The organism is Streptococcus sp. OMI870 (genome assembly GCF_047460295.1).
Classification (GTDB): Bacteria; Bacillota; Bacilli; order Lactobacillales; family Streptococcaceae; genus Streptococcus.
In genome coordinates this window covers 129,422-153,713 of the sequence record NZ_JASHGM010000004.1, presented here as the reverse complement: position 1 = coordinate 153,713, position 24,292 = coordinate 129,422, and the positions used below count along the sequence as shown (strand labels likewise).

Sequence of the window (24,292 nt, the reverse complement as noted above, 5' to 3'; positions counted from 1 at the left end):
TTCTCCTTCATAAGTGAATGATCTTCTCTTAGTATACCACAAGTCCATGCAAAAAGGATTCCGCTCCTGCAGAATCCTGATTCTTCTTTCTCGATCAAGGAAGAACATAACCTTGATCATCTACTGTATGGGGATGCCCAGAATTGCCATTCTCCCTCAAGGCTTCCAAATCTTGATCCAAAATCGAATTGTAATCCGTACTACCTTCACGGGTTACTCGCGTCGATACTTGGCGCAAGAGTTTTTCATTGAGATTGCGGACCCAGCGACCATTACTATGATCATTGGCACGCATATAATTTTCTCTGACGATTTCTCCATAAAGAGATTCATTGACTTGGTAGCCTTGCTTGCGCAACCCCAACAGACCGATCTCGACGATCTCATCTGGACTATAGTCTTCAAAGTCAAATGTAGTCGGGATCCGACTTTGCAAACCTGAATTGACCTGCAAGAAGTCATGCATCTCTCTGGTATAGCCAGCAAAGATAATGACGATATCACGGCGGTGGTCCTCCATAAATTTGAGGACTTCATCCAAGGCTTCCTTCCCAAAATCATCATTTGAACCAGTAAAGAGGGTATAGGCCTCATCGATAAAGAGGACACCACCCAGTGCACTCTCTAAAACTTCGCGCGTCTTCAAGGCTGTATGCCCTTGGTAGCCTCCAACCAGATTGCTCCGCGAAACTTCGATGAATTTCTTCTGCTTGATCACCCCTTTTTGGAAGAGGATATTGCCCAAAATGCGGGCCACGGTCGTCTTCCCTGTACCAGGATTTCCAAGAAAGAGAGAGTGCAAGGTCGTATCTTCGACGATGCCACCTTGTTCAGCCCGTTTTTGATTGAACTCAGCCATGGCCACGAATTGTTCCACTTGCTCTTTCACCTTGGCAATGCCAACTAAACGGTTGAGGGCAGCCATTCCATCTTCTTCCTTATCGGCTCCTGCTTGATACTTACCTTGGTTAAGGACAGCATCGATATCGCTATTGAGGATGGTCTCAATATCATCGGAACCTTGGGCCACTACCCGATCTGCCATGGTCTTAGTCAATTGCTCATCCAGGTTACGGATCCAGCGACCATTGCTCTTATCTAGAGAGCCATCATAGGCCCGCTTAACATGCCGTGCATAATAATCCCGGTCTTCGAGCTTGTAGTCCCCTTTGCTTAAAATCATTTCGCCCAGTTGGACAATCTCATCTCCCGTGAAATCTTCAAAGATGAAATTATTTGGCACCCGAGAACGGAGGCCTGGATTGGTCTTTAAGAACTCCTCCATTTCCTTGGTATAGCCGGCAAAGATAATCATGATGTCATCGCGATTGTCCTCCATAAACTTGAGGATGGTATTGATCGCCTCAATCCCAAAATCCGCACCGCTGTCCTTTTTATCCAAGCTATAGGCTTCATCAATAAAGAGGATGCCCCCACGCGCTTTTTCAAGCAGGGCCTGGGTCTGTTCAGCTGTTCCTCCAATATTCGAAGAGATCAGATCGGACTCCGTTGCTTCCACGAAACGGAATTCCTCCCCTGAGAGGACACCTGCATCAAAGAGAACTTGTCCCAACAGACGGGCCACCGTCGTTTTCCCTGTACCAGGATTTCCCATAAAGGCTGCATGGAGTGTTTGCTTTTCAGGGGCCTTGCCACTGGCGATTCGTTTCTTGTTAAATTCCACCATGTTGATCATTTTCTTGATCTCATGTTTGACTTTTTCAAGACCAATCAGGCTATTGAGTTCTTGAAGAGCATCTTGTTTCTTCTCTGGTCCAGAGTCTCTTGCGGTGGTTGGAGCCACCGTTGCATCCGTCACCTGTCCCGTAGCAACGACTTGCGCATTGCCCTTGGCCACTTCTCTACCGACAAGATAGTCACAACCATCCTCGATTTCCTTGGTCAGATCACGCGCATCCCCCTGGCTATAGGTCATGATGCCCACCTTCGCAAAGGCTCCACCTTGAAGCCGGATATTAGGATCCGCAATCTTATGGCAAATCAGATGCTCAGCCATCAACACACTCTCATCAAAAACTCCAAATGAAATGGTTTGGGTATTCTCATTCAAGAAAGTCGTTTCTCCAGTCAAAGAAGCAAATGATGCTTCATAGACGCATAAACATTCTGAAAATGTAGCCTGGTGAGCTCGGATCATACTATTGTATGAATTGATGGAGGTCATACGATCCGAATCCGAATTGAATTGAACATTATTGTCAAGACAGACCCCAGTCCCCGTAGGTAGCTCAATTTTACAGTTTTCAGACTCCCAAATGACATTCCTCAACCAAACTGGTGGAAAATCATTTTCCAGATCCCCGCCTGTAATCGTTGAATTTTTTGCGATCACTTCTGAGTCCTTGGCATGGATCGTATTATTCTCAAATTTTTCAATTTGGACATTTTCTAAGGTCAACTTGGAACCTTCTGATAGTTCTATCTTAGAAAAAATCGTTGAATTGCGAATGGACAATTCCGAAGCGGACATACCGATGGCACTTTGGTGTTTTTCCGGAACCTTCATTCCGACTCCTTCCAAAGTCATTTTCGAATTCGTATCCATATAGATAAAAAATTCATTATTTGTTGGAGTGGTTGCTTCAAAATAGACCTGTTTACAGGTGATGTCTGAGCCATTCCATAAACTCAAAGTAGTATAATTTCCACCAACTTTAAACCACAAGTCTTCAAACGTCACCTGAACTCCTTCTACAAATCGGAAGGAAGCCTCAATGATGTTGTTAAACATGCGCCCATTGCCATTTGGATTTGGGACTACATGCCCCACAAAATGAAGGTTCTTGTCGATCTCGATCACTTTATTTGTCGGCCATTGAAAGACATACCCATTTTCAAACTCGATGGTATCCCCATCCTGCGCTTTTTCAATCGCATCCATAAAGTTCCAACTATTGTTGTAAGGCCCTACTAAATATCTTGCCACGCGCTTCTCCTCTGTTTCATTTTTTTGGAAGAACATCCATTGTATTTCTGTTTCCTTGTTACAAACACTTGTCACTAAAAATTGTAACACAATCCGGATCCAAAGAAAACACTTATCCGGTCTGAACGGACTTAAAAACCTCTATTTTCAAAAAGAAAATAGAGGCTATCATCTAATCTTTCAAGGCTGAATATAAGCTGACTAGAGCAATCGCTCCTAAGAGCATAGTGGTGGAAAGGAGCAGCACCTTGTCAGCTACTTCTAGCTTATCGACAAAGACTTTTTCAGCAGGTTTGTCTTCCGCAAAAATGACAACCGTCATGTTCTATTCCTTTCTTAGTCATCCTCCTCACCCAGATAGAGACGTCGTGCTTCTGGGCTGTTGCTAAGAATATCGAGATAGGTTTCATACTCATCTGGCAGGGGCTTTCCTAATGAGATATCTAGCTCTGGATTCACATTTTTCCCAAAAAGAAAGCAGAGATAGAGACGTTCATTGAGCGTTGGAAAAACTTCGAGAGACATGAGCTCAGCCTGCCCGACTCGCTCCCAATCCTGTTCTTGGATATCTGGTAGGATATAGGCTTGGAAGAGTCCCATTAGAGCATTGTCCTCTGGTTGGCCACTTTCCTTGTCCGCCTGAACCAAGGAAAGCCGTTGGCCAAAACCAGCTACTTGGCGCTCCCGTCCCTTCACCGAAACCGTAATCGAATGCCCACCCATATGGCTATAGATCCATTCTTTGGGTAACCGATAATCTAACAGGGGATCAAGGTCCTTGACAATCGTCATAGGACTAGAGCGTAGAAACTGACGAGTGACTGCTTTACAAAAGAGAATATTCTCCTCTTTCAAGGTCACTACCTTCCAGCTATTTTCCTCCTTAAAAAGGTTAAAAAATACCAGATAGGGCTCTCGCACCATTTGTGCTAAGACATAGACGCCGTTTCGTAGGCGAATGGAAATGACTTTCCCTGACTTCCAGGGTATTGCTCTTTTTTTCTTTTCTATCATTAGCCAACCTCAAACTGAGCGAGGATCGTTGAATCCATCAAAACAAATCATCAAAGAGACTGAGTTGATTATCCTCTGGCATATTGCCAAGAATCCCCATCTCATCCATCTTTTCAACCAGGGTGGACGAGATACCGCCGCGCTTGCGGAGCTCAGTCTTAGAAAGAAATTCTCCTTCTTCACGCGCCCGCACGATTTGCTTGGCAACGTTCTCTCCCAGACCATCCATCGCGACAAATGGTGGAATCAGGGTGTCCCCATCGATCAAGAATTCTGTCGCCTGACTGCGATAGAGGTCTAGCTTGCCAAACTTGAAGCCCCGCTCCCACATCTCGTTGACAATCTCAAGGGTGGTGTAGAGATCGATCTCCACATTGGAAGCTTCGTTGTTCTTGCGTTTCTCAGCAATCTCCTTCATCCGAGCTTTCACGGCCTCAAGGCCTGCACCCATGGTTTTGATGTCAAAGGCCTTGGCCCGAATCGAGAAGTAGGCACAGTAATAATAGAGAGGATGATGCACCTTAAAGTAGGCCACACGAAGGGCCATCATAACGTAGGCAGCCGCATGGGCTTTGGGGAACATGTACTTGATCTTCCCACAGGACTCGATGTACCACTCAGGAACATTGTTTTCCTTCATGGCTTGGATGTAGCCATTGCGCTCTTCTTCTGAGATCTTGAGCCACATGCCTTTCCGCACGCGCTCCATGATGGTAAAGGCCGTCTTAGGCTCGAGTCCTGCGTGCATGAGGTAAACCATGATGTCATCCCGACACCCGATAACGGTCGATAGGTCGGCAATGCCCGCCTTGATCAAGTCTTGGGCATTTCCTAACCACACGTCGGTACCATGAGACAGACCAGAGAGCTGCAAGAGCTCCGCAAAGGTGGTTGGATGGGTCTCATCCACCATGCCTCGAACGAAGTTAGTTCCGAACTCTGGAATCCCCAGCATACCAGTTGAAGTACCGATTTGCTCCGGTGTGACCCCTAGGATATCGGTTCCTGAGAAGAGGGCCATGACACCTGGGTCATCCATAGGAATATCATTCGGATCAATGCCTGACAAGTCTTGAAGTTTCCGAATCATGGTCGGGTCATCGTGTCCCAGGACATCGAGCTTGAGGACGTTCTCATCGATATCGTGGAAGTTAAAGTGGGTGGTCTGCCATTCAGCTGTCACATCATCTGCCGGATACTGGACCGGAGTAAAGTCATAGACATCCATATAGTTTGGAATAACAACGATCCCCCCCGGGTGCTGACCGGTCGTCCGCTTCACCCCAGCGGCACCGAGAGCTAAGCGTTCGACCTCGGCATCTCGATAGTACTTGCCAAAATCACGCTCATAACCCTTGACAAAACCATAGGCAGTCTTGGCTGCGACGGTACCTACCGTTCCTGCCCGGAAGGCATATTCTTCCCCAAAGATATCCCGAACATCCAAGTGGGCGCTGGGCTGGTCTTCCCCAGAGAAGTTCAAATCGATATCGGGTACCTTATCCCCATCGAAACCAAGGAAGGTCTCAAAGGGAATGTCTTGGCCGTTTTTACTGAGTTGGTGTCCACAGTTTGGACAGTCCTTATTGGGCATATCAAAACCAGATCCATAAGAACCGTCTGTGATGAACTCACTGTATTGGCACTGGCTGCAAACATAGTGAGGCGAGAGCGGATTGACCTCAGTGATCCCGATCATGGTCGCGACAAAGCTGGATCCAACGGATCCCCGTGAACCCACCAAGTAACCCCGCTCATTGGAACGGTGCACCAGCATTTGCGATGCCAGATAAATCACGGCAAACCCATTCCCCAAGATGGAGGTCAATTCCTTTTCAATCCGCAGATCCACAATATCAGGGAGCGGATTACCGTAGATCTCAAAGGCTCGCTGATAGGTCAATTCCGCAACCGTTTCTTCGGCCTTGTCGATAAATGGCGTATAGAGGTCGCCCTTGACTACTTCGACCGGCTCAAAGGTCTCTGCGAGCGCATTGGTATTTTCAATAACAATCTTGCGCGCCAAGTCTTCTCCCAAAAAGGCAAATTCATCTAGCATTTCATTGGTGGTTCTGAAATGCGCTTTCGGAAGTGGCGCTGGCTGGGCATCTTCTCCGTGCCCGATGGTCCGGTTGATCATGGCCCCTTGACCGAGACTGCGGACAATGATCTCCCGATAGATCTCATCTTCCGGCTCCAGATAGTGGACATTCCCTGTCGCAAGAACGGGTTTGCCGAGGCGATCTCCCACTTCAATCAAGCTCTTGATAATGGTCTGGAGCTCGTCCATGTCCTTGACCTGCTCCTTGGCAATGAGGGGTGCATAGATAGCCGGTGGCATGACCTCGATAAAGTCGTAGTACTTGGCCACTTCGACCGCCGCATCCACGCCTTGTGACATGACCGCATCAAAGACTTCCCCTTCTGAGCAGGCCGATCCAAGGATCAAGCCCTCGCGGTGGGCATCCAGCACGGTCTTGGGAATTCGTGGGACTCCTTCGAAATACTTGGTCCCAGACAGCGAGACCAGTTTAAACATATTCTTAAGGCCGGTCTGGTTCTTGACATAGAGAGTCGCATGCTTGACCCGCGCCTTCTTATAAGAATTCTCATCGATCAAATCGATATTCAAATCCTTGAGATTGGTCACCCCATGCTTTTCAGCGACATCTTTGATGAAGATAAAGAGCAGGCGCCCCGTTGCTTCCGCATCGTAGTTGGCCATGTGGTGGTGCTCCAAGCCCACTCCAAACCGCTTGGTCAAAGGTCCCAAACCATGACGTTTAAAATCTGGGTAGAGGTTGCGAGCAAATTCCAGTGTATCGATGACTGGCTGGGTGATCTTCGGAAGACCATGGCGCTCATAGTTGGCATTCATGAAGCCCACGTCAAAGGTAGCATTGTGGGCAACGAGAACGGTTCCCTCACAGAAGGCCTGAAATTCCTTCAAGACCTGCACCAAGGGCTTAGCCCCACGGACGTGCTCATTGGTGATCCCTGTCAATTGGGTCGTAAAGGCCGACAGAGGATGGCCCGGATCAATAAACTCGTCAAACTCCTCAATGACATTGCCCTTGTACATCTTAGAGGCAGCGACCTGGATCAAGTCATTGTAAATGGCTGAAAGTCCCGTCGTTTCCACGTCAAAGACCACATAGGTCGCTTCATTGAGGTCTAGATCCACCTCGTTATAGGTGATGGGCACCTTGTCCTCTACAACATTGGCTTCCATCCCATAGATCAGCTGGATCCCAGCCTTCTTGGCTGCTTTAAAGCCATGTGGGAAGCTCTGCACATTGCCATGGTCGGTAATGGCCACCGCCTTGTGGCCCCACTCAGCTGCCTTGGCGATCAGCTCTTCGACTTCCGGCAGGGCATCCATAGTCGACATATTGGTATGCGCATGGAATTCTACCCGGCGCTCACCCTCTGGCATCAGGTCCTTGCGGGCATAATGCACGACTTCCTGGATATCTTGGACATTCATGGTCAAGTCGCGCGTGAAATTGTTCATTTCGATATTTCCCCGCACTCGTAGCCAGCTGTTCTTCTTGATCATGTCAAACTTCTGGGCTTCTTCCTCATTTTTGACCCATTTCTGAAGAGAAAAACTCGAGGTATAGTCGGTCATCTTAAAGCTGATCAAGACCCGACCGGTCCGTGTCACCTTGTGCTCCACGTCAAAGACCACACCCTCAAAAACAATCCGGTTCTCTTCTGTCGTGATCTCGATCATCGGAGTGATCTCAGCCTTGTCTAGCTTGGGTTTAGCCGCAGCCTTTTTAGCCTTAAAATCAAAGACCGGCTTTTCTTCAACTGCTGGTGGCGGAGCCATCTGGGCCAAGGATTCCATAGCCCGCAAAGTCTCTTCATTGGCCGCTTGGAAGATCTTTTCATTTTCCTCCTCAAAGCGCGCCACTTCTTGCTCTGTCAACTCCTCATCAGACTCCACCCGACAGGTGAAATGCGGAAAACCAAAGGCTTCCAACTGCTTGGCAAGATTGGGCAAATGGTTCTTACGAAAATGCTCCGTATCAACCGAAGAAGGCCCTGAGATGATCAATTCCTGCCCTTCCGCGCGCACCTGCAAGTCTTGGTAGAGCCCCTTAAAGCCTTGACTAGCGCAAGGGCCTTCCTCAAAAACCTCCCGGTAGTAGGCCTGCAATAAATCCGCAGAAAAGTCCGGATTAGCCACTTGAATGGTAAAGGTCGCCTGGTTTCCCGTCTTTGAAAATTCATCCTTCAAGCGCTGGCGCAATTCCTTAAACAAAACAATCGGTAAGACTTCCGCAAAAGCAAAGCGGAACTCCCAGACTCGACTGACCTTGTGCACCACGACTTCTTGAATCTCCGCATGCAAAAAGGCACTGGAAGATCGCATCTCCAGCGGCATATCCAGCTGATCCATTAAAATTTCAAAGGTGTTGGACATTGTTTCTCCCTTGATCTTGATTCTTTTGCTCGCTTTTGAGTGACCCGCTTCTAAGCAAAAACAGGCCATTCAAAAACATTAGTAACCCTTATTTTATCACAATTTAAGGATTAATTCGAGGGAGAAGTGAAGACGAAAAAATCACCGATAGGTCGGTGATTTGTTTTCATGTCTGGGTTAATATTCTTTAGTATTCATTCTTTCTTCTCACCTTTTATAATAACGATAAAAATTCTTCCTGACTATTCACTATATATTCCTTACCATCTACAGAATACTCTGCAGGAATTGTCACATCCGAAAATAGATTCTCTCCTTCTCTATCAAAAAGTTTAAGAATTGGTAAATATTCTTCTAATTCAGGTTTTTTACCCAAAATACCAATCATGGATTCTTTTTCAGAAAATATTTCTTCTGCTTTTGGATACATACTTGACATTATCGCATCTGAAAGAATAAGAAAATTGGTAGCTAGAGGCGAGAGCCAGCGAGAAGGTATCGGAAGAGCCACAAAATATATGAGATTGAAATAAGGTCTTAAACTCCTTAGGAAAGCAACTGTCAGTTGGGCAGTTATTTTCGTTTGTGATATTGAAAACACTCATCAACTGATCAAAAATATTAAAGATATTAAAGATATTAAAGATATTAAAGATATTAAAGGTTTCAAAACTTTAACAAACTAAGAGACTATTCTACGTATCTCCTTTTTTAAATTTTTATCAACTCACTACAGTTGATAAAGAGCCATATTTTGTAATCCTTTAAATTTTTTACAGAATATAAAATCCCTAACTTTAGCTATTTTGGTAAATTATCGATGATTTGTTGCAATCTATCAGGTGAAATCGGGTCAACCAGAACGTATTTGGCATCCAACATATAGATGCCCTCGGTCAACGACTCTAAGAATTGTCGATAAGGAACCTCGGCTAGTTTTTCACCATCGGCTGTCATAATGAATAATCGTGCTACTGCAACCTTACTTCCTCGATACTGTTGCAAATATTGAGGTTCCAACTCAGGGTATGCTGGTAGGACTGTCCGCGCTTCACTATTTAGATAATTGATAGGGATAATGATATCCTCACCATTTTGCTCTACTTTAAAAACTTGCTGCTCAGAGTAATAAGCATTCAACTGTTGGGTGAAGCGCAAACGCTGGTCATAACTATTTAAGAGTTGATCATCCGGCACATGGATAATTTGCCCTAGATAGAGTTCATTGATGTAAATAGGACGTTTCACCCCCATAATTTCCACGATAGGATGATCTTTTACTTCCTTAGTCAATTCTGAAAGAGCTGATAAAAAAATGTCAGTGAAATGAAAATCAAGAATGGAATCTTTATCATACTCCATGCCATCATGTTCACACACACTTACATCTAAGAGAACAAGCAATGTTTTCAAAAACATCAAGGCCCCAGTCCAGTCAGAAGCTGTCGCCAAATCTGGAACAGATACCTGATAGGCTTGACCGTCAAAAGCTAGACGGAAACCTAAACTAGACTTCCCTTTGACTCCAAACTGAACAGAATGGAAATCCGAAATAAGAGAGTCTGCAGATGGCTTTAATCCTGCATCCTTAGCGGAAACGCTGTAACATTCAAAGAGTTCTGCTTGAAGAACCTCTCCAATACTTAGTGATTGAGTGCTTTTAATTGTAAAAATAACTGATTTCATTTTTTCTTCCTTCTGTCTACCGGTAGATTTTTTCTACGACGTAGAATTGTTACTTCGCTGATAGGGATTTTTCCTGAAGCATACATGGTCTGGCCATATTTATCATCCATTAACACCGCATCATTAGCTAAATTGTTTTCAATTAGAAATTCTTTATCAAAAACCAGGAGTCGCACGTAGGAATCAGGTGCTGTATAATCATCATCACCACGCTTTTGACCAGCAATTTGAAATTCATGATCTTTATACAAGACACGATCATAAACCACATACCTTTGACTAACCTCGCTGTAAGAAACAAGCTTTCCGTATATACCTTCACCGGCATCGGAAACATAGGAACTATAGGGGATGTAGCCTTCATCCAACATCGCTGGATCTTCCGAAAGCAGGATATAACTATTTATATAATTCACAAAATTAGAGTATACTTTGTTTTGATAGACTAGAAATTCTTTACGCATACTATCCCTTCACATACACCATTTTACCATCTTTATCAACTATACCAACTAAGACTTCTTCTCCGCCAACATTTAGATATAATTTGGAACCTTGCTTAAGTCTACTTCTATCTGAATGACGATATTCTGGAACCAAAAACTCATCTGAATCTGATTTTATAAAACCATTTCCGCTTGCAGGGTCGATTACTTTCTCAGGCTTACCTTTAGAATCCATTATAATATTACTATTCACATCAAGTAAATTTCCATCAATATCTCCATATGGAATCGTAATAAAGTCAGTGTCATCAGTCGTGTACTCTAGGCGAAGATAAGCGTCTGTTTTAAGCTTCAAATTACCATTCTGATCACGTACTGCTACCCTATTTCCATTGGAATCAATCATAGTTTCAACAAAAGGAGAACCCTCATAGTCAAGACGTAATCCTTCAACCGCTTCATGAATATTTGTAATATTTTTAACATCTGAACGCTTCGCTACATAACCACCAGCGGTCGCGTCTTCTTCTTGATTAAACATCCAACCCTCAGCATCAATCGGCATAATCTTTTGCATTACTGTTGAAGTATCCGGTTTTGGAAGTGTATTACGAATATCAAGCATCATATCATATTCAGACGGTGTCATTTTTGTCACATGCGTATTCCTTAGTCGATTAAACTCATCCCAAGAAACACCGTACTCCTGCAGTTTAGAGTCAATGATTTCTCGAGTTGTTGGTTCCTTCACCTCTGGCACATCCAACTCAACCTTCGGCTTAGTTGTTCCTACATGTTCAACAGCCTCGCCCTTTATAGTAGATAAATCTTTCGGTTTTGTCAACACATCAATATCTGGCGTCTTGGATTTTGGAACCATAGTTGTTGTTCCAGCCACTGCTTCAACTGGTTTGATTTTTGGCACTTTTACATCAACTTTAGGTTTTACTGGCACCTCCAGATCCACCGTTTTAGCTGGCTTGAGTTTTGGTATTTTCACATCCGCATGAGTATTGGGAACTGTAGCTGTATCAGATATATTTATTTCCTTAACGATTTTTGAAGTATCGATTTTAGGTCTAGAAATTTTAGTCATAGCTAACTGAAAGATCCCCAAATTATCGAGAAGGTCAATTGTTGCAGTCGCAACATCTGTTGTACCTTTCACCCATCCATAATTCTTAGCCACAAATATTTCGTCTTTGGTTGCTTTTTCCCCCGTTGATGGATTTTTCCCTGTTTTTAAAATATATTGATTACGTTTATTCATATAATCTGGATCACGCCAATCAATAGGTTGCTTTTTCATCAGTTCGTTGAAACGATAATATTCATAATCCTTTTTCGCTTTATCTGCATCTGATCCAAAAATATAATCGAACTCAATAGATGTACGACCAGTCATAAATTCAATATGGTCTGAACTAAGCTCCGTTAATGTTTTTGAATCAATCTTCTTTTTATCCGATGCTCGAAGATTTGCAAACATTTTCTTTTTATCTGTTCTTTCTTGTAAAGTGTCCTCTCCACTAGACTTTTTAAGGTTATAAACTCTATAAATATATGCTGCTTCTTGTAGAGTAACACCGCCTTTTGTATATACATACTGGCCAGTATTAAGATAGCGTTCGTAGTCTTTCACAGCATATCCATAGCTTTCTTCTAAATTTGCAAGGCTTGACTGACTAATTTTATTTTCAAACTTTCGATTTTTCAAAGATTTAGATACTGATTTCGGTACTGAAACATCTGGATAATCCTTATAATAATTTATTAAAAAGTCAAGCTCTCCTGCATTTAATTCTTTGCCCTTATTTGCTTTTTCAATAATCTTCTTATAACTTTCCTGTCTCTCTACTGTACTCAATATAACCTTATTTATTTCTAAATCAGGATATTTAGCTGCAAATTCTTTGGCAAACTTTCTTTCGCCACTAGTTAATTGTTTTCCTTCAATAACTTTATCTACAACTACTCTATAACGCATCTCCTCAGCTTTTAAAGATCGCACTTCTTTGGTATATTGTAGAATTTCCTGATCTACCACTCCTGGATACTCACTATTATACCGTTCAATTGCTGTAAGATCCGATTCTGTTAGCTCCTCTCCGTTATATAATTTCTGAAGAGCCTTATCATAGGATTCTTGTAGGTTAACTGCACGAGCTTCCCATTTTGTTGCAACAGTGGTAGCCCAATCCGTACTTGTTGTACATTCAAAAGTTCTAGCACCAAAAGAGACACCTAGAGTATGTTCTGCAGAAGCGATTGTTGCCGCAGCATCATTTGCTGCGGTGCAGGCTGAAGCAGAAGCAGTATCAAAGGCTCTTAAGTGCTCTAATTTCTCAGTAGCTACTCTAATTTGTTCATCCAGTTCAGATGCTTGTTTACGTAATGATTCTAATGAAGCTTTCTGTGTATCAGTGAGTTTATCTCTTCGTTCAAAACTTGCAATAGAAGAACTAACTTGCATACTCCCTCTGGTTGCGTTATTAATTTCAGTTTGGAGCTCCTCCTCATCCAAACTCTCTGAACCACATAGCGCTGTATAGGTGTCAGCAAGGTAGTCTGCAGCGTCTGCAACAGCTTCAGAATATAAGATACAAGCTTGATAATAGGAAACCATAATTCCTGACGCATAAGTACGCGCAGCATCATAACCATCTCCTTGTAGTTCATATGAGCCACTAAATGTACTGAAGGCATTGATCAGTTGCTTGTAGCCTGCCACACGCGCTTGAGAAGCGCTTGAAGTTGTAGAGGACATTGTCTGAAGGGCACCGTAGTTTACTTTAACCATCTATCTCTTCCTTTCTCAATGCTTTGCCGAACTATACAGTTCTTCGCTTCCTGTCCCTGTATTACTATTGATATATCCTGCAATCGAAGCATCTGTCGTCTGGAACTCTGCATGAATTCCATGAAGCACTTGAATAAAGTCGATAGCCCTCTCTTTCGCCTGCTCACCTGTATTTTTATCTTTATCGATATTGCTGGCCATTCCTGCCTGACCTTGATAAACATTGCCATCATCTTTTGTCCCAATAGCTGAACTCACTGAATTTGATGCAGACACAATGCTATCCGCATAGGAATGAACTGTATCATTTGATTGAATTGCCATAAAAATATCCTTTCATTGAAGAAGAGTGTTTGGTAGAGAAGTATTTATATGATAAATCATATAAATCAAGTCTTCATTGACCTTTATATTAATTATTCATCACTTTTATCATTCTAAACTAAATCAAAAACGAAGCAATGGCTTGCCTAAGTGAGTTCTCCTCATTTATGATAGAGCATGTTGAATAATTGAAAATATTCTATCAAATGAAGCATCTTAGTAATCTGTTCTGTTGTACTTGGAGTCAACTTTACCTCTTACTTGAACGAAGCCCAAACGAATAGTGATCATACTCTTAAAAGATAGCTAAATCTATCTCAGTTTTCATTTACATTCCTCATTGCTTGTGAGAATTAAAAGTCCGACTCAAAAGCGCTACCTTACTATCATACCTGAAATTACTTTGGAAATCAAATTAATTACTAGTTAGGGAGAGTTGAGGGGATCAAAAAGAGAGAACCCTGGTTCTCTCTAATATCTTTTTTGATTTGCTTCTTTTTCAGCTAGCTCATTTAAGAGTTGAGTGCGTTTCTTCTGAACCATTTCAAGCTGACGCTCTGTCTCACGATACTGCTTTTTTAGTTGCAATTCCTGCTCATCTAAATCCAAATAGATTTTTCGAGTTGTCGCATCCATCTGTTCTAGTAGTTGAATATAAAAGGAGCGATGAGAAGGTGTTACCCCCATCAAAAGTAAATCATTGAGCTGATAAAGAGCATCTCCTTGAGAATACTCAAGATCTTCCCGCAACTGATAGAGCGCTTTTTGCTCATCTTGATTATCCTCTAACTGAAGATCCAACCTCATCTGATCCTTATAGAGTAGGTCCAACTTCTCTTGTTGTTTATTTTGTTTATCCATTGACTAGGAATCCTCCATTAGAAAAGTTAATTACCACTTTCATACCAAAAATATATAAACCTTAATGTAATAGATAAAACTAATTCCTAGTATTTGCTATCTCTATATAATACTTATATTATATAAAAAATCAAGGTAAACTATCTGCTGCAGCTTTTTCACCATCAGTAGGCGATGTATCTGTAGTATCATTTTTCGGTTTTCCATACGATTCTACCACACCACCTTTTGCAATGGAGCTGGCTATAGAAGTATCTGCTTTATAAAACGATGTCGCTACATGGTCTAAATAGTTATTTAATTTACTCACCACAGTCGCAACATTCCCCACTATTGATTTAATTTCATCTGTTCCAGATGAAATTAAATAACCCGAGTCATCAGAAACAGCCGAAGCTCCATCAGTGATCTGATCACCTAGTTCTTTTGCAGCAACTTGAATACCATGAATATGAGCAACATCTATTTCAACTGTCGAGTCCATTACCATATAATTACTTCCTCCTCTTAAATTCTATATACATTAATTTATCCCCATTCTACCATTATAATATTTCTGTATATCCTCATAGTTTGTGATTTTGGTTGTCTTCCCTTCGATACTCCATTTAGCATCTAAGTATAAACCATCATAAACAGATATTCCAGTTTTCAGAAATTCTGTCTCAAGATTGATGAGCTCCCTACCATTTATAATAGTCCCATTCTCCTCATTAATTACTTTATAAGCAAAGCTATTCTTTTTAGAAAAAAGGTTAAATGCTAATCGATCGGAATGTTTTAAATTGATGTTTCCGTTATAATCTTGTGATTTCCAAAATCCGTTATCAAAAGGCTCAACACCCGATCTGTTTTTTTCATCTGTGAACAACCTGATGTCAATCTGATTTTTCACGTTAAGCTCTTGCTCTGTTTTCTCAGCATCTATTTTTAGAGTTCTAAGATTTAGTAAAAAGTATCGATATTTTTTCTGTTCGGTTATCGAGAGAACAACATAATCATTGTCACCTATTCTTCTAAGCGTTGGCAGCGTACCATGTAACTCTATATGATCATTTTTCAAATAATTTACCATTAATTTCCAAACATCTATTTCTTTTTTAGGGGCTTTTTTATTGGTTAAATCAAAGATGTCCAGATATGCATATTCATCTGACTTCATTTCTTTACTAGCAGTCGCTCGTCTTAATTTTTCGCGCTCTCTAACAAGAAAATTTGGATTTACTCTAATCCAATCAGAGGAATTAATAGCTTTCGCCACCTTGTTATTTTCAAAATCCCACTCAACAATAATACCGTTTTTATCATGAATAAATTCAAATTTGTGAATATCCGCATTGAGGTTATAAACACTGAAATATTCATTTCTATCTGAACTGCTAGATTTTTTTTGGTCATCCTCCAAATGTTTTGAACAGCCAAAAAGAAGAAAAATAAAGATAGTTCCTAATAATAATCGAGAAGAGGCAAATATACTATTTTTGTTTTTGCTATTTGGCACCATACGGCTTTACCTCTTCTATTTGGTATTCTTTATCAAAATAGTCTCCCAAGCCAGACATACCATCTCTTCCGAGGTTCTTAACAATAGTAGTGAATTTTTCCAATTGGTCTGGTTTCATATCTTCTAATTTTAAACCTGATTTTTCGCCTCTCACATAGGAAATGACAGCCGAATAGGTTTGTTTGTCTTCTTCTGTAAATGTCTTATTGATCGCAGCATCTAAATCATTCTCAGTAAGGTTTGTCGCCTTATTAATGTAACCTTTTAGGCCTGTGTCATTTAGTTCATGCACTCTCAGGTATGCATTAAAATCATAGTATTGCCCACCTCTTCCATTTGCTATAGTAGATTTCCCATTTTCTGATAGGTCCCAGCCTCCGTAGTCCAAAATCTTTTCCATCAAGTCGTTTCTAGCTTCGGAAGTTTGCTGGTCAATCTGACTAATAGCAGAATTATAAGTGTTTATAGCTTCTACTCCATCAGATATTCCGGAGCTCAACTTACTCCAATGATCCCAGAATTTATCAAATTTTGTATCAGGGATATCCTGACCTGTAGTTTTCTTATAGAAACTCTTATAATCATCTCTTGCCGACTTAATAGCATCCGTACCGTTAGACTGAAACTCATTACCTTTAAATCCATCACTCACTGCACCCAAAGTCTTGACGACCGATAAAGCAGTCGAACCAAATGGAATAAAAGATATTCCTGTTTCAGCTACTGCTTTTAGGATACTATCGTTAAAATCATCATGCGCTTTCTGTCTTTCTTTCCGAAGTCCTTCTAACCGTTCACTGTACTCCGAAGCTTCCATTCCAAAATCAGAATATTCCGTTGTTGCTGTGTATTCATTATACTCTCCCCAGGTATAGTCTTTATCAGTAGGTTTAAGGGCCCTCTGTTGATAAACTTTCTGTGCCGTGTTAACGTCGAACTGAAAGAATCCTTTATCTGTTTTAATATTAAACTGACCGTTATTTAATTCAACTTCTGCCACCTTTTTATAGTAGTAATATTCCATTGTTCTTCTGTTTTCGAAGAATTTGGACTCCACTGAAGTTCCTATTTCTAAAACTTGTAGAGAGTACATCAAACCTGTATTACTATTGATTGCATTCAACTTTGATTGATAGAAATCATACGCAATTTGATAATTTTTCATATCTTGTTCATATTTCTCTATTTGTTTAGGAGTTGCATTCTCTGGTAAAGTTGGCTTATCCTCATACAGTTGATACATTTGGATCATTAATGTTTGTGCAATAGCATCCTCTGCCTTTAATATACTATTTGTGAAAATGTCATTTCGTTCAACTGAATAATCACCTAAAGCATTTACAAAGTGTTGCCATTTTTTTAGATCCTCCCTAGTTGTCCAATGATTTTGTATATCTGCAATAACTATATACATATCATAAGAAATTGATTCTGGGTCTATTTTTAAAACATCTCCTGGTGTATCACCTAACATCGTTTGTAAAATTTGAACATCTGTCTTCGTCTTAAGTACATCTAAATAGAACATTTGTTCATCAGTAAGTTCTCCATTTCCAATAGCTTTAAAAATTGTTGAACTCGAAATATCGGTAAAGTAAATCGCATTATTTAAGATATCATGGAATCTTTTTATTGAACTAGTCTCGTCTTCAAGATTTTTTGTAAATTTACTATAGGCTTCTTGTACCGCCTTATCTTTTTCAATTCGTTTAGTAGCCGCATTCTCTAAATCTGTCGTAGCTGTATTAAGAACCCCTTCTGTATTATATGGAGAATTTCCCATTGCATCCGCAGCCTGTTTAAAAGCTTCATCTAAATCTTTGGATAGATTGAAAATATCATTTGTTTGTGCCCCTTTAAGTAGGCTCGATAAATCATTCGCTCCCGTATCGCTACTATAACACTTATCAACAAACTCTGTCGCTCTAATTTCACTAACATACGTTGTTACAACTTCCCCATATTTTTTAATGGCAGAAGGTAACTCTGAGAATACTTGACTCTGTATACTATTTAATTTTTTAAAGTAAGCTTTTATCGCCTCTCCTTTACTATCACTACCAGCTTTATCAGTAAAATTGCGATACAGAGCATTGGTTTCTACTTCATACTTATCAGAGAAGTCTTTTATATTCTTTCCATATGACTCTAATTCTGAAATATTATTAATTTTAACTTCAGTCATACTCTCCTCCTTAATTTCTTAAAAAAAACTGGGTTGTTTTAGCAATGATTCCAACAAATTGTTATTACTACTTATAATAGTATTTTCTTGTTTAATAGCTTGTTCTAACTCATTTGATACAGTATCCCGTACTTTTTTAAAATCTGTATTTGCCTGAGTAACAACTTGTTTTTCATCAGTAGCCATCACATCATATGGGGCGCCATATAAATTATAGGAGTCTTTTATGCTTTCTGCATTTTCGGGAATATACTTCAACGCAATCTCTATCGTATCTACTTTGCTCTTAGCGGCTAGTAGTTTTTTTAATTTCTCCCTTGAGGCACTTAAAACTGAATTAATTTCACTTATTTGTATTAAAATATTTGATCCACTCATATTGACTCCTTATCTACTAAAACCTTAATTTTATTCAAGGTATTTTGTCTAATATAATAATGCTCTTGGTAGCCTAGTTGCCCTTCTCTAATTGGTTTATTGACTGCTGTAACAATGGTCTGGTCTGTGTATCGAAGACCTAAAAGAACCTGTGATATTTTCTTCACTTCTTTTGTTACAGGATCATAACGGCTAGAAATACCTGAATCACTCATAATTACAGAACTGTAACCTACACGATAGCCTTTTTCTAATACACTGATTAATTTTTGCTGTGTTACTGAATCTAAACCATCTACAAAATGTGCAAAATCAAGGATAATGATTTTAACTACGTGATCTGTCAATCGTTTACCTAGTCTCTCAGAAACCTTTAATGCTAATCCGCCAATCATATCCATTACATCTTCTTTTGAACTTAATACTTCTATATTTTCTATTTTAGGTAAGAAATTATGTTCAGGTGCGAATACAACTAACTGCTCTTGATGTTTTTGACCATACTGGATTAATTGTTTTAGCAGATTTGTCATTTGACTTTCTTTACTTGTTAAATAAAGTAAGTTTGATAAATCAGGATCCCATGTCACAGGCTCAACTGTTTCCAGATCCAATCCGAGTGGCACTTTTCCTTCCTCCAGCAAGGCTGCTACATCCTCACGTCCGTAGAAGGCTGCTTCTGTCAACTCATCTGGCACCATTGGGATGCCTGCTGGGGTGTGGCCTGTCCACATCTCTTTGAGGCTTTGGACTTGGTCGCGGAGGTTGTTGATGATTTGGATATCATTGTCCCCTGCGACTGGTAGGGCGAACTGGACGACATCGACTTCATCACGCTTCATGAGGGCGCGTCCCTTGATGTCTTCCATCGTAGATGCCAGTGGGGTTGCTCCCACGATACCGCGGACTTCAGAGATATCATTTTGTGGCAAGGTCAGCTGGTGCTTGAAGTTTGAATAGAGCTGAGCCCGTAGGTTGTTCTGACGGCTAGCTGTGATGATCAAGTGCACTCCGATACTGAGACCTTCACGGGAGATCCGCATGAAGAGCTTGAAGAGGTCTGTCTCATAAGGCTCATCCTTCATAGACTCATAGCTATCCATGAGGATGACCATAGTAGGCTCTTGCTTGCCGGTCACTTCACGGTAGAGGGCGATGGTGCCGACCCCATGCTCAGAGAGGAGCTTCTTGCGGCGATCCAACTCGCGGTTGATGATCCGGATGAATTTCTGGACTTTCTCCGTCTGATCGAGCAAGAGGCTATCGGCCACATGTGGTAGTTGAGTCAAGGGTGCTAAACCATTGGTTCCGAAATCCAGCAGGTACATGGTCAGATTTTCTGGGCTCTGCTTGCGGGCCAGATCCATTGCGGCTGTCTGGAGGAAAGTCGTCTTTCCTGTCCCTGGACTTCCGTAAAGGAGGATATTCCCATCTTTTGACAGATCGATAGCGACTGCTTCTTGCTTTTGCGCTTGCGGGATATCGGCTACCCCGATTAGGACGCTTGGAGCTGTCCGTTTTTGCCAAGCCTCAATCGGCACGACCTTGTCCAACTCATCCAGCGTGATCCGCTCTTTGAGTGGTGGCAACCATGGTTGGGCCACAGCTGCGATGCCTTCTTGTTGGTGCAAGTGGTTGATTTCTTGCACGATGACATCTAGCTCTGTTGGCACTTCCTTGATTTCTTCTGCCATATCCAGACCAGATAGGTCATGGTTGAGGACTTCGTATTGGCCCAGTTCATTAATCAAATAGATGGTATGGTCTTCGATCCCTAGCTGGTCTTTCTCAGGCTGATAGTCTGCTCCAGACCAGGCGGTTTGGAAGAGTTCATAGACTTCGTTGTTTCCGACTTGGAGGTAGGCCCGACCGGTCTGGGTGATCTCAGCTGCATCTGCTGTCCGAAGCATCTCCATGGAGTCGCCACGGTCTGCTACCTTGAGGGCTAGTTTGAAGCGGGAGTTGGACCAGATCTGGTCGTCCACGACCCCAGAAGGTTTCTGCGTCGCAAGGATCAAGTGCACCCCGAGGGAACGCCCGACACGCGCGATAGAGACCAATTCCTTGATGAAGTCTGGTTGGTTGACCTTGAGTTCGGCAAACTCATCACTGATCAAGAAGAGGTGAGGAAGCGGTTCGGTCGCTTCACCCAGTTTAAATTTCTTTTGGTATTGGTTGATATGGTTGACCCCATATTGGCCAAAGAGCCGCTCCCGACGATGGATCTCCGCATTGATAGAGGCTAGGGCCCGCATGGACTGGGCACCATCCAAGTTGGTGATGGTCCCCAGCAAGTGAGGCAGATCCTTGAAGAGGTTGGCCATTCCCCCACCCTTATAGTCGATGAGGAGGAAAGCCACATCGTGTGGGTGGAAGTTAACGGCAAGGCTCAGGATATAAGACTGAATGGTTTCAGACTTACCAGATCCTGTCGTCCCTGCGATCAAACCGTGTGGTCCATGAGCTTTTTCATGGAGATTGAGATATACCAAATCGTCCTTCCCACGCAGACCAATCGGCACGGCCAAACTTTGGTAAGGGGCATGGTTCTCCCAACGGCTTAAGACCTTGAGGTCATTGAAAGTTTCTGCTTGGTACATTTCAAGGAAGGTCACTGAGTCTGGAATTGAGCTCTTGAGCTGTTGGATATGTTTGAGAGGGGCAAGGCCACGCGAGATGGCTTCCTTGTCATAACCTTCAGGGAAGTGATCCAATTGGAAGTCGAGCTCCCGAAGGACCCCTTCTTGCAAGAGCAATTGCCCTTGGTTGCGGTCCTTGATGGAGATAACCGTTTGGATATTTTCAGAAAGAGATGAGAGCACGTCTGCTACATAGATGATGGAGCAGCCCAGCTCTGTCGGATCCTCACGGAAGAACTCCATGATGACATGGTCCAAAATCAAAGTCTCATCGGTAATGAGGACCACATAGTGAGGGTGGAAGATCTTGGTATCATTGGCTTTTTCTTCCTCTTTTTGCGCCTTGCGGAGCTTGAGGATTTGGTTGAGACTGTTCAAGACCTGATCGCGTGTCCGCTGATTGTAGACAAAGCTACGGACATTCATGTCTTGCAGGGTCGCATGAGGCAACCAACGCATCCAATCCCAGCTTTCTTTTTCCTCTTCTGGAATGATCGGAATGATAGTCAAATCATGGTAAGAGTGAAAGACTGCCAATTGAGCGACTAGGAGTTGCAACTGCTCTAGCACGATAGAACGAGGGCCGACATATCCCACGGGACCACGATTAAGGCTAGCTACAATCGGAAGATTGTCAATCTTTTGGTGAGCTTGGAACAGGGCATAGCCTTCTTCTTCCAAGGCATCTTTCTTCCCACTGCGCTCTTCCTGACCATATTTGAGCTCGTAGCTGGTTGGAACCTTGCCCAAGCCCAAGCGATAGGCCAAAAAATCAAAATGTAGCGGTGTTTTTTCGTAGATCCGCGAGTCATAGCGTTTGACCATCTTGGTCAAGTCTGCAATCGCAGGGAAATGGTAAAACATTCCTTCTCGTTGCTTCCGAGAGAGCTGTTCCAAGTCCTTGGCCTTGTCCTTGAGATAGAGATGGTAGAGCTCCACGCGCTCTTTCTTGTCTTCTTTGTATTTTTTACGATTCTTGAAGAATCCTTGGACCGAAAAGATCACACTGACCACAGACATGGAGACCGTCGCGATGATATAGAGCCCCCGCGGTTGGAAAATGGTGATCAAGAGGGTCACCCCAACCATGATGAGGGGTGGCATGATCAACTTCAAGAGTTCATCGGATGGTTTTTGAGGCTCCGCTCCCGGAGGATTGATCAAGATCTTGTCTTCCGAACTCCGGTAGATGATCCGCGGAGACCGGTGGTACTCTGGATAGTCTTTGTAAAAGTCATAACGCGAATGCAAACGCGGCACCAGATAAGGACTTACTTCGACAGTCCCTTCCACGCCAAATTCTTCCGTATAGAGCTTAAAGGTCACATCCCCAATCGCCAGCTCATCCCCAAAGGCCAGTGGAACAGTCGCTTCAGTAACGAGTTTGTGGTTATGGTAGAGTTTTCCAGATAAGAGCTGACAATTCCAGGTCTGGTCTTTTTTCACAAGGAGAAAGCGCACAGGATAGTGTACGCGGACATCCGCACCCTCTTCATCTGCTACCAGGATTTCTTCCTTGTCAAGCAATTCATAAGTATGGACTTCTCCTGTCGCCAAGTAGCAGACCACATCTCCAAGGATCTTGCTGTTTTTAAGTACTCCTTTGTCTTCACCATTCTGATAAAAGACCTCTCCCTGACTCCATTGGAAATGAAGAGGATTTTCTTGAGAAGAAATGGTCAACTGAGCCGTTTCTTGATTCGATACGGTTGCTGTCTTCCCTTCTTCTAGTGCTAGCTCATAGCGAAAACCTTTTTTATAGAGTATGATACGTTTTTTCATAGACTACTCCTTGTGTTCGCCAGACTCACTTGAGCTTGCGGTTGTAGAAGACGAGGTCTCTGTAGAGGAGCTTTCTGTAGACGCAGGAGTTCCTGAGTGGCTAGTGGATGCTTTGGTTTCATCCGTTTCTGCCTCCAAGAGCTCTGAGCGAGCATCCCAGTATTTCTTATATTCGCCTTCTAACTCAGAGAGTTTCTTCTCGCGCTGTTCACCAGAGAGTTTTTCGCTATCACGTGTCGCCTTGATTTCTTTGCGAAGAGCATAAATGATCAAGTCTGAATCGTCGATCCGCTTGGCTGTATCCAAGGCTTGGGTAAAGTCATGACGGCCGATATAGATCCAGTAGTGGAGATAGAGACTGTCTGACTTGAGCGTGACGTTGTTAAGGATGACCTTCTTTTGGTCCTCTGAGAAATTCAAGCCTTGCAAATAAGAGGTCGCCAACTCATATTTCTGCGTCATCGGAAGGCTGCTCGGTGCGACTCCATCCAACTCATCGATGACACCAGTGTAGTCCACCTTGAGAAAGGCAGTATCCGCTTGGAGCAACTTTTCTTTAAAGGGGGCTTGGAAAAAGACCAAATAGATCAACGGCAAGAGTAAGAGAGCCACCACAGCTGAAAGCCAGACGGTTGCTAGCTTAAAGATTCGGTGTTGACGGCTGGATACCAAGGTCAAGGTCTTTTCTTCCTCTTCCTTACGCTCTTGATAGGCTTTTTCTAAAAGCATCTTCATTTCTTCTAGGCTAGCCGCATCACGGATTTCCACCAAGAAATCTGGCAGGTCTTCTAATTCAAGTGTGCCTTGATAGAGCTCCATAAAGTCCCAGTCACCAAAAAGAGTGACCGCGTAGCACTTAGCCTGGCGCAAGAATTCGACCTGATCCCACTTGCGTGGCACCATCATTCCTGGAACCCCGCGGTAGGCAATCTTGACTTGCGCATCCTTAGTGACAAACAAATTAACAGGATGCACCATGAAGGTCACTGGAAGCTCCAAGGCAGGCGCCAAATCTAAGACATTCATAGCCAAACGCAGACGGTCTGATACGGGTAATTCCTTGATTTCTTCTGCACTCAAGCCCAGCGCATCTGTCTGATAGGTCAGATGAATCTGGTCTTGATCGGCCGTCATGCTTTGCTCTAAAAACAGGGGATGATGGAGATCCAAAATCCATAAATTGCGTAAATCCTGGCTATCCACTTCTGAACGCTTGAGGTCCAGTCGCCAGCTGGTTTCTTCTTTTTCAAAACGGAAGACTTGTTCTTCCAGTGTAAATTGTTCTTCTTTCACC

General features: G+C 42.6%; 16 protein-coding genes. All 16 read right to left on the bottom strand.

Features of this window, described 5'->3' with window-relative positions; genetic code table 11:
- Positions 1-94 precede the first annotated feature (94 nt).
- On the bottom strand, positions 95-2,947 hold the full coding sequence (locus QM968_RS08085) for an AAA family ATPase (protein ID WP_414383436.1): 2,853 nt from the start codon (positions 2,945-2,947) through the stop codon (positions 95-97).
- 172 nt (positions 2,948-3,119) lie between these two features.
- On the bottom strand, positions 3,120-3,269 hold the full coding sequence (locus QM968_RS08080; protein WP_009732168.1) for a hypothetical protein: 150 nt from the start codon (positions 3,267-3,269) through the stop codon (positions 3,120-3,122).
- A 14-nt stretch (positions 3,270-3,283) separates the two neighbouring features.
- A complete protein-coding gene (locus tag QM968_RS08075) occupies positions 3,284-3,961 on the bottom strand; it encodes a hypothetical protein (RefSeq protein WP_414383434.1) in 678 nt (225 codons plus the stop codon).
- A 37-nt stretch (positions 3,962-3,998) separates the two neighbouring features.
- A complete protein-coding gene (locus tag QM968_RS08070; RefSeq protein WP_414383432.1) occupies positions 3,999-8,393 on the bottom strand; it encodes a PolC-type DNA polymerase III in 4,395 nt (1,464 codons plus the stop codon).
- A 214-nt stretch (positions 8,394-8,607) separates the two neighbouring features.
- Positions 8,608-8,832 (bottom strand): hypothetical protein, encoded by a 225-nt coding sequence (locus QM968_RS08065; RefSeq protein WP_414383431.1) that lies wholly within the window; start codon positions 8,830-8,832, stop codon positions 8,608-8,610.
- Between the two features lie 362 nt (positions 8,833-9,194).
- Positions 9,195-10,079 (bottom strand): DUF4299 family protein, encoded by an 885-nt coding sequence (locus QM968_RS08060; RefSeq protein WP_414383429.1) that lies wholly within the window; start codon positions 10,077-10,079, stop codon positions 9,195-9,197.
- Positions 10,076-10,543, bottom strand: coding sequence for a hypothetical protein (locus tag QM968_RS08055; protein WP_414383427.1), 468 nt, complete (start codon positions 10,541-10,543; stop codon positions 10,076-10,078). The genes QM968_RS08060 and QM968_RS08055 overlap by 4 nt, the downstream gene beginning before the upstream one ends.
- 1 nt (position 10,544) lies before the next feature.
- A complete protein-coding gene (locus tag QM968_RS08050) occupies positions 10,545-13,325 on the bottom strand; it encodes a hypothetical protein (RefSeq protein ID WP_414383425.1) in 2,781 nt (926 codons plus the stop codon).
- A gap of 15 nt (positions 13,326-13,340) precedes the next feature.
- Entirely contained in the window at positions 13,341-13,649 is a 309-nt protein-coding gene (locus QM968_RS08045; RefSeq protein ID WP_414383423.1) for a TIGR04197 family type VII secretion effector, read from the bottom strand.
- 471 nt (positions 13,650-14,120) lie between these two features.
- Positions 14,121-14,510 carry a hypothetical protein gene (locus QM968_RS08040; protein WP_414383421.1) on the bottom strand — a complete coding sequence of 130 codons (390 nt, stop codon included), beginning with the start codon at positions 14,508-14,510 and terminating at the stop codon, positions 14,121-14,123.
- Between the two features lie 130 nt (positions 14,511-14,640).
- Positions 14,641-14,994, bottom strand: a complete 354-nt coding sequence (locus QM968_RS08035) for a hypothetical protein (RefSeq protein WP_414383419.1) — start codon at positions 14,992-14,994, stop codon at positions 14,641-14,643.
- 39 nt (positions 14,995-15,033) lie between these two features.
- Positions 15,034-16,014 (bottom strand): hypothetical protein, encoded by a 981-nt coding sequence (locus QM968_RS08030; RefSeq protein ID WP_414383417.1) that lies wholly within the window; start codon positions 16,012-16,014, stop codon positions 15,034-15,036.
- Entirely contained in the window at positions 16,001-18,199 is a 2,199-nt protein-coding gene (locus tag QM968_RS08025) for a hypothetical protein (RefSeq protein WP_414383415.1), read from the bottom strand. The genes QM968_RS08030 and QM968_RS08025 overlap by 14 nt, the downstream gene beginning before the upstream one ends.
- Positions 18,200-18,217: 18 nt before the next feature.
- Positions 18,218-18,577 carry a hypothetical protein gene (locus tag QM968_RS08020; RefSeq protein WP_414383413.1) on the bottom strand — a complete coding sequence of 120 codons (360 nt, stop codon included), beginning with the start codon at positions 18,575-18,577 and terminating at the stop codon, positions 18,218-18,220.
- A complete protein-coding gene (gene essC / locus QM968_RS08015) occupies positions 18,574-22,998 on the bottom strand; it encodes a type VII secretion protein EssC (protein ID WP_414383411.1) in 4,425 nt (1,474 codons plus the stop codon). The genes QM968_RS08020 and essC overlap by 4 nt, the downstream gene beginning before the upstream one ends.
- Before the next feature lie 3 nt (positions 22,999-23,001).
- Positions 23,002-24,291: a type VII secretion protein EssB gene (gene essB / locus QM968_RS08010; protein WP_414383409.1), complete on the bottom strand. Its 1,290-nt coding sequence runs from the start codon at positions 24,289-24,291 to the stop codon at positions 23,002-23,004.
- Position 24,292: the final 1 nt, after the last annotated feature.